The 8,550-nt window shown below is 71.7% G+C and carries 9 protein-coding genes; 6 read left to right on the top strand and 3 right to left on the bottom strand.

Annotated elements, in window-relative coordinates; translation table 11 throughout:
* Positions 1-1,000, top strand: a 1,000-nt coding sequence (locus AOK00_RS16380; RefSeq protein ID WP_254047383.1) for a helicase C-terminal domain-containing protein, incomplete at its 5' end; no start/stop codon positions are given.
* An 8-nt stretch (positions 1,001-1,008) separates the two neighbouring features.
* On the opposite strand, the gene AOK00_RS16375 is transcribed toward AOK00_RS16380, so the two are convergent.
* Positions 1,009-1,461 (bottom strand): winged helix-turn-helix transcriptional regulator, encoded by a 453-nt coding sequence (locus AOK00_RS16375; RefSeq protein ID WP_055601053.1) that lies wholly within the window; start codon positions 1,459-1,461, stop codon positions 1,009-1,011.
* Positions 1,462-1,577: 116 nt separating this feature from the next.
* Here AOK00_RS16375 and AOK00_RS16370 point away from each other — a divergent pair, with 116 nt between their 5' ends.
* Together AOK00_RS16370 and AOK00_RS16365 are read left to right on the top strand one after the other, a co-directional pair.
* Positions 1,578-2,870: an MFS transporter gene (locus AOK00_RS16370; RefSeq protein ID WP_079042032.1), complete on the top strand. Its 1,293-nt coding sequence runs from the start codon at positions 1,578-1,580 to the stop codon at positions 2,868-2,870.
* Complete coding sequence (locus AOK00_RS16365) at positions 2,867-4,507, top strand: DNA repair helicase XPB (RefSeq protein ID WP_055601052.1); 1,641 nt, start codon at positions 2,867-2,869, stop codon at positions 4,505-4,507. Before AOK00_RS16370 ends, AOK00_RS16365 begins: the two co-directional genes overlap by 4 nt.
* Positions 4,508-4,574: 67 nt before the next feature.
* On the opposite strand, the gene AOK00_RS16360 is transcribed toward AOK00_RS16365, so the two are convergent.
* Positions 4,575-4,898, bottom strand: a complete 324-nt coding sequence (locus tag AOK00_RS16360) for a hypothetical protein (RefSeq protein WP_055601051.1) — start codon at positions 4,896-4,898, stop codon at positions 4,575-4,577.
* Positions 4,899-4,947: 49 nt separating this feature from the next.
* The gene (locus tag AOK00_RS16355; RefSeq protein ID WP_055601050.1) at positions 4,948-5,136 is read right to left on the bottom strand and encodes a hypothetical protein; all 189 of its coding nucleotides are present in this window, start codon (positions 5,134-5,136) and stop codon (positions 4,948-4,950) included.
* A gap of 255 nt (positions 5,137-5,391) precedes the next feature.
* Here AOK00_RS16355 and AOK00_RS16350 point away from each other — a divergent pair, with 255 nt between their 5' ends.
* From AOK00_RS16350 to AOK00_RS16340, 3 genes are all read left to right on the top strand, one after another.
* Positions 5,392-7,419 carry a HelD family protein gene (locus AOK00_RS16350; protein WP_055601054.1) on the top strand — a complete coding sequence of 676 codons (2,028 nt, stop codon included), beginning with the start codon at positions 5,392-5,394 and terminating at the stop codon, positions 7,417-7,419.
* Positions 7,416-7,847, top strand: coding sequence for a VOC family protein (locus tag AOK00_RS16345; RefSeq protein WP_055601049.1), 432 nt, complete (start codon positions 7,416-7,418; stop codon positions 7,845-7,847). The genes AOK00_RS16350 and AOK00_RS16345 overlap by 4 nt, the downstream gene beginning before the upstream one ends.
* Positions 7,848-7,935: 88 nt before the next feature.
* Complete coding sequence (locus AOK00_RS16340; RefSeq protein WP_055601048.1) at positions 7,936-8,508, top strand: dihydrofolate reductase family protein; 573 nt, start codon at positions 7,936-7,938, stop codon at positions 8,506-8,508.
* Positions 8,509-8,550 lie beyond the last annotated feature (42 nt).

Genomic DNA, 8,550 nt, shown 5'->3' with positions numbered 1-8,550 from the left:
GGCGCCACCGCCGTCAGGTCCGCCTGAAGGAGTACGTGGTCGACGGCCTCCGGCAGGAGCGGGGCGGGCGGCGACGCTCCTGGCCCCGCTCCTGCCGGAGGCCGTCGACCACGTACTCCTTCAGGCGGACCTGACGGCGGTGGCGCCGGGGCCGCTGCGGCGGCCGCTCGCGGACGCGCTCGCGGTGCTCGCGGACGTGGAGTCGAAGGGTGGCGCGACGGTCTACCGGTTCACCCCCGGGTCCGTACGGCGAGCGCTCGACTCCGGGCAGACCGCTACCGACCTGCACGAATTCCTCAAGGCGCACGCGCGGACGCCGGTTCCGCAGCCGCTCGCGTACCTGATCGACGACGTGGCGAGACGCCACGGCCATCTGCGGGTGGGGGCGGCGTCGGCGTATGTGCGCTGCGACGACGACACGGTGCTCGGCGAGATCCTGGCGGACCGCCGCTCGTCCTCCCTCGGCCTGCGGCGACTCGCGCCGACGGTGCTCGCGGCGCAGACGGACCCGGCGTCGCTGCTCGACGGGCTCCGGTCGATGGGGTACGCGCCGGCGGCCGAGTCGGCGACGGGCGACGTCCTGATCACGCGGGCGGACGCGTACCGCACGGGCGCGCGTACGGCCCCGGTGCCGGTCCCCGACGGCCCGCCGGCCCCCGACACGACGCTGCTCGGCGCGGCGGTCAAGGCGATCCGCGCGGGCGACCGGGCGGCGACGGCGGTCCGCAAGGAACCTACGGCGGCCCCGGCGGCGGCGGGCGCCCTGCCGCGCACGTCGGCGGCGGAGACCCTGGCGACGGTGCAGGCGGCGGCGATGACGGGCTCGGCGGTCTGGATCGGCTACGTGAACGCGGAAGGCGGCGCGAGCCAGCGGGTGATCGCCCCGGTGCGGGTGGAGGGCGGCTTCGTGACGGCCTACGACCACACCGCGGACGAGGTCCGCACCTATCCGCTGCACCGGATCACGGGCGTTGCGGAACTGGCGGACGACCAGGTCTGACGCGCAGCTCAGGGGGCGGGGACCTTGAGGACGGTGGTGTCGTCGGGGTCCAGCCGTCGTCCGTCCTCGGACAGCGTTTCCAGGGGGCGGAGGGGCTGTCCCCGCCTGCGGTCGACCAGCCGGGAACGGGGTTCTCCGGGGGCGAAGAAGTTCTGCTCGCCCCACTGCCGCAGCGCCACGATGACGGGGAAGAGCGCCTTGCCCTTCGGAGTCAGTACGTACTCGCGGTAGGCGCTGCCGTCCGAAGCGGGGACGGAGGCGAGGACTCCGCCGTCGACCAGGGTGCGCAGCCGGGCGGTGAGGATGTTCTTCGCGACGCCGAGGCTGCGCTGGAACTCCCCGAAGCGTCTGCTTCCGTCGAAGGCGTCCCGGACGATCAGCAGGGACCACCAGTCGCCGATCGCGTCCACGGACCGGGCGACGGGACAGTCACTGTCGTCGAAGCGCGTTCTGGTCACCATGGCGTCCGCCCTCTCCCTCACTCTGGTTGCAACATGCTACCAAGGCGCGTTAGCGTCACCCCTCGACGCAAGTGGTAGCAAGATGCAACCAGAATGGGGTGGTGCGGATGGTGCCGATGCCCGACGACCGCGAGACGAGGCCGACACCCGGAGCGGAGGGGACGACACCCGCGTCCGGCCCCGCCGGCCCGCGCCGTGGCGTCGTCCCGCTGCTCGCCGTCGCCTGCGGAGCCGCCGTCGCCAACGTCTACTTCTCCCAGCCGCTCCTGGTGACCATGGGCCAGGACCTCGCCATGAGCCCGGCACTCGTCGGCAGCGTCGTCACCCTCACGCACGTCGGGTACGGACTCGGCCTCTTCCTCCTCGTCCCGCTCGGCGACACGGCCGACCGCAGACGGCTCATCGTGGCCCAGCTACTGCTCCTGGTCCTCGCGCTCACGGTGGTCGCCACCGCCGGAAGGGCGGTGATCCTGCTCGCCGGGATGGCCGCGACGGGGCTCCTCGCGGTCGTCACGCAGACACTGGTGGCCCACGCGGCCTCACTCGCCCCGCCCGCCGAGCGCGGCCGCGTCGTCGGCCTGGTCACCAGCGGCGTCGTCACCGGAATCCTCCTCGCCCGTACCGCGTCCGGCGTCATGGCCGATCTCGCCGGCTGGCGCTCCGTCTACCTCGCCTCGGCCGCGCTCACCACGCTGCTCGCCCTGGTCCTGTACCGCGCGCTGCCGCGCCACGGCGGCGCCCCGCCGAAAGCCCTGCGCTACGGACAGCTCCTGCGCTCCACGGTCACCCTGTTCGCACATGACCGGCTGCTGCAGATCCGCGCCCTGCTCGGCCTGCTGGTCTTCGCCGCGTTCAGCACCCTGTGGAGCAGTGTCGCGCTGCCGCTCAGCGACGCCCCGTACTTCCTGTCCCACAGCGCGATCGGGGCGCTGGGGCTGATCGGTGTCGCCGGAGCGCTCGCCGCCACCGCGGCGGGCCGTCTCAACGACCGGGGACACTCCCGGCGGACGACCGGCATCGCCCTGGCGCTGCTCGCCGCCTCGTGGTTGCCGCTGGCCTTCACCCGCGGCTCGCTCTGGGCTCTGTTCGCCGGGGTGATCCTGCTCGACCTCGCGGTGCAGGCGGTGCACGTCACCAACCAGACCCTGATCCACGCACGGCACCCGGAGGCGGGCAGCAGGCTGATCGGCGGGTACATGATCTTCTACTCGATCGGCAGCGCCACCGGCGCCCTCGCCGCGACCTCCCTGTACACGACGGCCGGATGGGGCGCCGTCTGCGCCCTGGGTGCCGTGTTCAGCTGCGCCGCCCTGGCGCTGTGGGCCTTCGCAGCATTCACCCCGGTCAGGCACACTGGAGGATTGGCCGTTACGGGAACGGCACGGTGCCGGAAGGACCTGATCACGTGAATGGACCTCTTATCGTCCAGAGTGACAAAACGCTGCTCCTGGAGGTCGACCACGAGCTCGCCGATGCCTGTCGGCGGGCCATCGCGCCGTTCGCCGAGCTGGAGCGGGCGCCCGAGCACATTCATACGTACCGGCTGACGCCCCTCGGGCTGTGGAACGCGCGGGCCGCCGGCCACGACGCCGAGCAGGTCGTCGACGCACTCGTCGAGTACTCGCGCTATCCCGTGCCGCACGCGCTGCTCGTCGACATCGCCGAGACCATGGCCCGCTACGGGCGCCTCACGCTGTCCAAGCATCCGACGCACGGGCTCGTGCTGACCAGCACCGACCGGCCCGTGCTAGAGGAGATCCTGCGGTCGCGGAAGGTGCAGCCGCTCGTCGGGGAGCGGATCGACCCCGACACCGTCGTCGTGCACCCCTCCGAGCGCGGGCAGATCAAGCAGACGCTGCTGAAGCTGGGATGGCCCGCCGAGGACCTCGCCGGGTACGTCGACGGCGAGGCCCACCGGATCGACCTCGCCGAGGACGGGTGGGCCCTGCGGCCGTATCAGAAGCAGGCCGTCGAGGGCTTCTGGCACGGTGGGTCCGGGGTCGTCGTACTGCCCTGCGGTGCCGGAAAGACGCTGGTCGGGGCCGGTGCCATGGCGCAGGCCAAGGCGACCACACTGATTCTCGTCACCAACACCGTCTCCGCCCGCCAGTGGAAGCACGAGCTGGTCAGGCGGACCTCGCTCACCGAGGACGAGATCGGCGAGTACAGCGGTACGAAGAAGGAGATCCGGCCGGTCACCATCGCCACGTACCAGGTGCTCACCACCAAGCGGAAGGGGATCTACCCCCACCTGGAGCTGTTCGACTCCCGCGACTGGGGGCTGATCGTCTACGACGAGGTGCACCTGCTTCCCGCGCCCGTCTTCAAGTTCACCGCCGATCTGCAGGCCCGGCGCCGTCTCGGTCTCACCGCCACCCTGGTCCGCGAGGACGGCCGCGAGTCCGACGTCTTCTCGCTCATCGGGCCCAAGCGGTTCGACGCGCCGTGGAAGGAGATCGAGGCGCAGGGCTACATCGCGCCCGCCGACTGCGTCGAGGTCCGCGTGAACCTGACCGACTCCGAGCGGCTCGCCTACGCCACCGCCGAGGCCGAGGAGAAGTACCGCTTCTGCGCCACGACCGCGACGAAGCGGAAGGTGACCGAGGCCCTGGTGAAGAAGTTCGAGGGGCAGCAGATCCTCGTCATCGGGCAGTACATCGACCAGCTCGACGAGCTCGGCGAGCACCTGGACGCACCCGTCATCAAGGGCGAGACCCCGAACGCCCAGCGCGAGAAGCTCTTCGACGCCTTCCGGACCGGCGAGATCAGCGTGCTCGTCGTGTCGAAGGTCGCGAACTTCTCCATCGACCTGCCCGAGGCGACCGTCGCCATCCAGGTGTCCGGCACCTTCGGCTCCCGCCAGGAGGAGGCGCAGCGCCTCGGCCGGGTGCTGCGGCCGAAGTCCGACGGCCACCAGGCGCACTTCTACTCGGTGGTCGCCCGCGACACCATCGACCAGGACTTCGCCGCCCACCGGCAGCGGTTCCTGGCCGAGCAGGGGTACGCGTACCGGATCGTCGACGCGGACGAGCTGCTCGCGCCGTAGAGCGATGCCGTAGTGCGGCCCAGGGGGTGTCTTGTCGATCAGTCCGGCATGACCGGCAAGACACCCCCTAGTCCATGAGCGCCAGCACGGGGGCCGCGATCGCCAGGGCGTATTCGGCGATCACCAGGCCCTTGCGGGGTGCGATCAGGGCCGCCACTCCCGTGAGGGCTCCCAGGAGCAGGGTCCAGAACGCCGCCGTGATGAACCCCTCGGAGGTGCCGTTCTGCTCCATGGCGTCGCCGAGCGCCACCACGACGGTGGCGAGGAAGCACGCCGCCAGGAGGAGGAACCCGCAGCCGGCGAGGACGCGCAGGGCGCGGGGGCTCGGGCCGTAGGGGTCGGTGAGGTCGGTGCCGTGGGGGCGGTCGGTGCGGTCGGTCGGCGTCGTCATGGGTCGATCACATCAGGGGCCGGTCCCGTGCCGGCAGGCGTTCTCGTACTCAGTCGGGGCCCGGCGCGTACTCAGGTCGCGGGTTCCTGACGCCGGCCTCGGGCGGGCCGTAGTCGCCCAGGAGGACGACGCCGGCCGCGGCACCGCCGAAGGCGCGTATCGCGCGCAAGGCCGTGTCGAGGGGGCGGACCCGGGGGCGGGTCACGGTGGTCACGAGGGTGAAGGTCGTCGCGGTCATGCCTCCATGATGGAATCCGGACATTCATGACACATCGCTCTGGGGGGTGAACCGGGCCGGGTGCGGTGTCCGACGTGAGGCGGACCCCGTCCCCTACGGGATGGAGACGGGGGAAAGCCGTTCGCCCCCGGCCCCGCCCAGGAGTTACACTCGCCAGCTTCCCCGCCTCCCTCCGTGGAGAGCCGCCGCCCGGTCGGTAACCGGCGGCCACCTCGACGTGTCCGCGTACTTCTCCCCGGAGGCTCCGCCGTGTCCGTGCCCGTGTCCGACGATCCCCTCGCACGCGAGCGTGCCCACCTGACCTCCTCCCGCGCCGCCCTGCGCGCGATGCGCGAGGACGTGGAGGCGCTCGACATCAAGGACGTCACCGCGAACTGGGTGAACTCGCTGGTGCTCGGGCGGCAGATCGAGGACCGGATCAAGGCGCTCGCGGACCTGTCCCACACCCCGTTGTTCTTCGGGCGCCTCGACTACCTGCACACCACGCAGGAGGGGCAACGCTTCTACATCGGGCGGCGGCACGTGCACGACGCCGACGGCGATCCGATGGTGATCGACTGGCGTGCGCCGGTCTCGCAGCCGTACTACCAGGCCTCGAAGAAGGACCCGCAGGACGTCGGGCTGCGCCGGCGCTTCGGCTACACGGGCGGCGAACTCACCGCGTACGAGGACGAGCACCTCTCCGACCCCGAGGAGCTCGAACGGACCAGCCGGCTGCTCCAGGCCGAGATCGAGCGGCCCCGCGTCGGCCCCATGCGGGACATCGTCGCCACGATCCAGCCCGAGCAGGACGGGATCGTCCGGTCCGACCTCTCCGGGACCGTGTGCGTGCAGGGAGGGCCCGGGACCGGCAAGACCGCCGTCGGTCTGCACCGTGTCGCCTACCTGCTGTACGCGCACCGGGAGCGGCTGGCCCGGACCGGGACGCTGGTCATCGGGCCCAACCGGTCCTTCCTGCACTACATCGAGCAGGTCCTTCCCGCGCTCGGCGAGTTGGAGGTCAAGCAGGCCACCGTCGACGATCTCGTCGGCGGGCAGGTCGAGGTGCGGGGAACGGACGACGCCGCCACCGCCGTCGTCAAGGGCGACGCCCGGATGGCGGAGCTGCTGCGGCGGGCGGTGCGTTCGCACGTGGCACTGCCCACGGAGTCCCTCATGGTGGTGCGCGGCTCGCGCCGCTGGCGGGTGCCCGCGTACGAACTGGAGCAGATCGTACGGGAGTTGATGGACCGCGACATCCGCTACGGGGCGGCCCGTGAGGCGCTGCCGCAGCGCATCGCGCACTCGGTCCTCGTGCGGATGGAGGAGGCCGGTGAGGCGCCCGACGACCGGGTGCAGAACGCCGTCGCGCGCAACACGGCCGTGAAGGCCGTCGTGAAGGAGTGCTGGCCTCTGGTGGAGCCCGCGAAGCTGGTGCTCCGGCTGCTCGGCGACGCGGAGTTCCTGGCGGAGCACGCCGAGGGGCTCTTCTCGGAGGACGAGCAGAAGCTGCTGCTGTGGGCGAAGCCCGCCCGGAGCGTAAGGACGGCGAAGTGGTCGGCGGCGGACGCGGTCCTCGTCGACGAGGCGCGGGACCTGGTGGAGCGGACGCACTCGCTCGGCCATGTCGTCCTCGACGAGGCGCAGGACCTGTCCCCGATGCAGTACCGGGCGGTGGGCCGGCGCTGCACGACCGGCTCGGCGACCATCCTCGGCGACCTCGCGCAGGGCACGACGCCGTGGGCGACGGCGAGCTGGGCGGAGGCGCTCGGGCACCTGGGGAAGCCGGAGGCGCTGGTGGAGGAGCTGACCGCCGGTTTCCGTGTGCCGCGCGAGGTCATCGCGTACGCCTCACGGCTCCTTCCGCACATGTCGCCGGGGCTCGCGGCCGTGGAGTCGGTGCGCGAGAACCCGGGTTCGCTGGACGTACGGCACACGGACGCGCTCGACCAGGACGTCGTCGCGGCCTGTGTCGAGGCGCTGGCCCACGACGGCTCCATCGGGCTGATCGCCGCCGACGCGCGGATCGCGCCGCTCGCGGAGGCGCTGACGGCCGCCGGCCTCGCGTACCTGTCCCCCGGCGAGGAGACCACGGCCGAGTCCCGGCTGACGCTGGTCCCGGCCTCGCTGGCCAAGGGCCTGGAGTACGACTACGTGGTCCTGGACGAGCCCGCGGCCGTCGTCGACGGCGAGCCGGACGAGCGGACCGGTCTGCGCCGGCTGTACGTGGCGCTGACCCGTGCCGTGTCCGGGCTGACGGTTCTTCACTCCGCTCCGCTGCCGACGCAGTTGGAGCAGCCGTGAGCCGACCCGGCGCGCCGCATCACGTCGAGGTGTGGGTGGGGGATCTCGCGGTGGCCGAAGCCAGTTTCGGCTGGCTCCTCGGCGCCCTCGGGTACGCGCCCTTCCAGCGCTGGGAGGGCGGTCGCAGCTGGGCGATCGGCTCGTTCTACCTCGTCGTCGAGCAGTCCCCGGCCCGTACGTCGGACCGGCACGACCGGCTCAGGCCCGGCCTGAACCACCTCGCCTTCCACGCCGGCGACCGGGCCGCCGTGGACGCGCTCGTCGACGCCGCGCCGTCGCACGGCTGGCGGCTGCTGTTCGCCGACCGCCATCCGTACGCGGGAGGCGAGGGCGTCTACGCGGCCTATCTGGAGAACGCCGACGGGTTCGAGGTGGAGCTCGTCGCCGCGCCGGAGGGCGACGCGGACGATTCGGCCGGCGAACGATGAGTTTCTTCCGGGGCGCCGGTCTATAGGTTGTATTCGCTGCTGGGCACCAGTGCTGAGCAGCCGTCACGAACCCCACGGGAGAACCCAGATGCGCACTCTGATCAGCTCCGCCTTCGTCTCGCTCGACGGTGTCGTGGAGGCCCCCGGCGGCGAGCCCGGCTACCGGAACTCGGGCTGGACCTTCAAGGAGGTCGAGTTCGTTCCCGAGGCGTACGCGCTGAAGGGCCGGGAGCAGGAGGAGGCCGGCGCGATGCTGCTCGGCCGGGCCAGCTACGACGCGTTCAGCGCCGTGTGGCCGGACATGGAGGAATTCGCGCGCTACAGGACACTGCCGAAGTACGTGGTGTCCACGACCCTCACCGAGGACGACCTGGTCGACAACTGGGGCGAGATCACGATCCTGCGCTCGCTCGACGAGGTCGCCGCGCTGAAGGAGACCGAGGGCGGCCCGATCATCATGCACGGCAGCGCCACGCTGGGCCGCGCGCTCTCGGACGCCGGTCTGATCGACCGGTACAACCTGCTCGTCTTCCCGCTGCTGCTCGGCGCGGGGAAGCGGCTGTTCAGCCAGACGGACAAGGACACGCAGAAGCTGAAGCTCGTCGAGCACGAGGCGTACTCCAACGGCATCCAGAAGAACGTCTTCGACGTCGTCCGCTAGGCCCGGGCGTCGCGCGGCGGACGGGAGTTCGACGACACCCCC

Source organism: Streptomyces aureus, from assembly GCF_001418135.1.
In the GTDB taxonomy this organism is placed as follows: domain Bacteria; phylum Actinomycetota; class Actinomycetes; order Streptomycetales; family Streptomycetaceae; genus Streptomyces; species Streptomyces aureus_A.
Note: the sequence above shows the minus strand (reverse complement) of the source record. Positions and strands in the feature narration are given on the sequence as shown.

Bases quoted from the DNA above. Each gene is read 5' to 3' on its own strand.
- AOK00_RS16375 (WP_055601053.1), bottom strand. From the start codon at position 1,461: ATGGTGACCAGAACGCGCTTCGACGACAGTGACTGTCCCGTCGCCCGG.
- AOK00_RS16370 (WP_079042032.1), top strand. From the start codon at position 1,578: ATGCCCGACGACCGCGAGACGAGGCCGACACCCGGAGCGGAGGGGACG.
- AOK00_RS16360 (WP_055601051.1), bottom strand. From the start codon at position 4,898: ATGACGACGCCGACCGACCGCACCGACCGCCCCCACGGCACCGACCTC.
- AOK00_RS16355 (WP_055601050.1), bottom strand. From the start codon at position 5,136: ATGACCGCGACGACCTTCACCCTCGTGACCACCGTGACCCGCCCCCGG.
- AOK00_RS16340 (WP_055601048.1), top strand. From the start codon at position 7,936: ATGCGCACTCTGATCAGCTCCGCCTTCGTCTCGCTCGACGGTGTCGTG.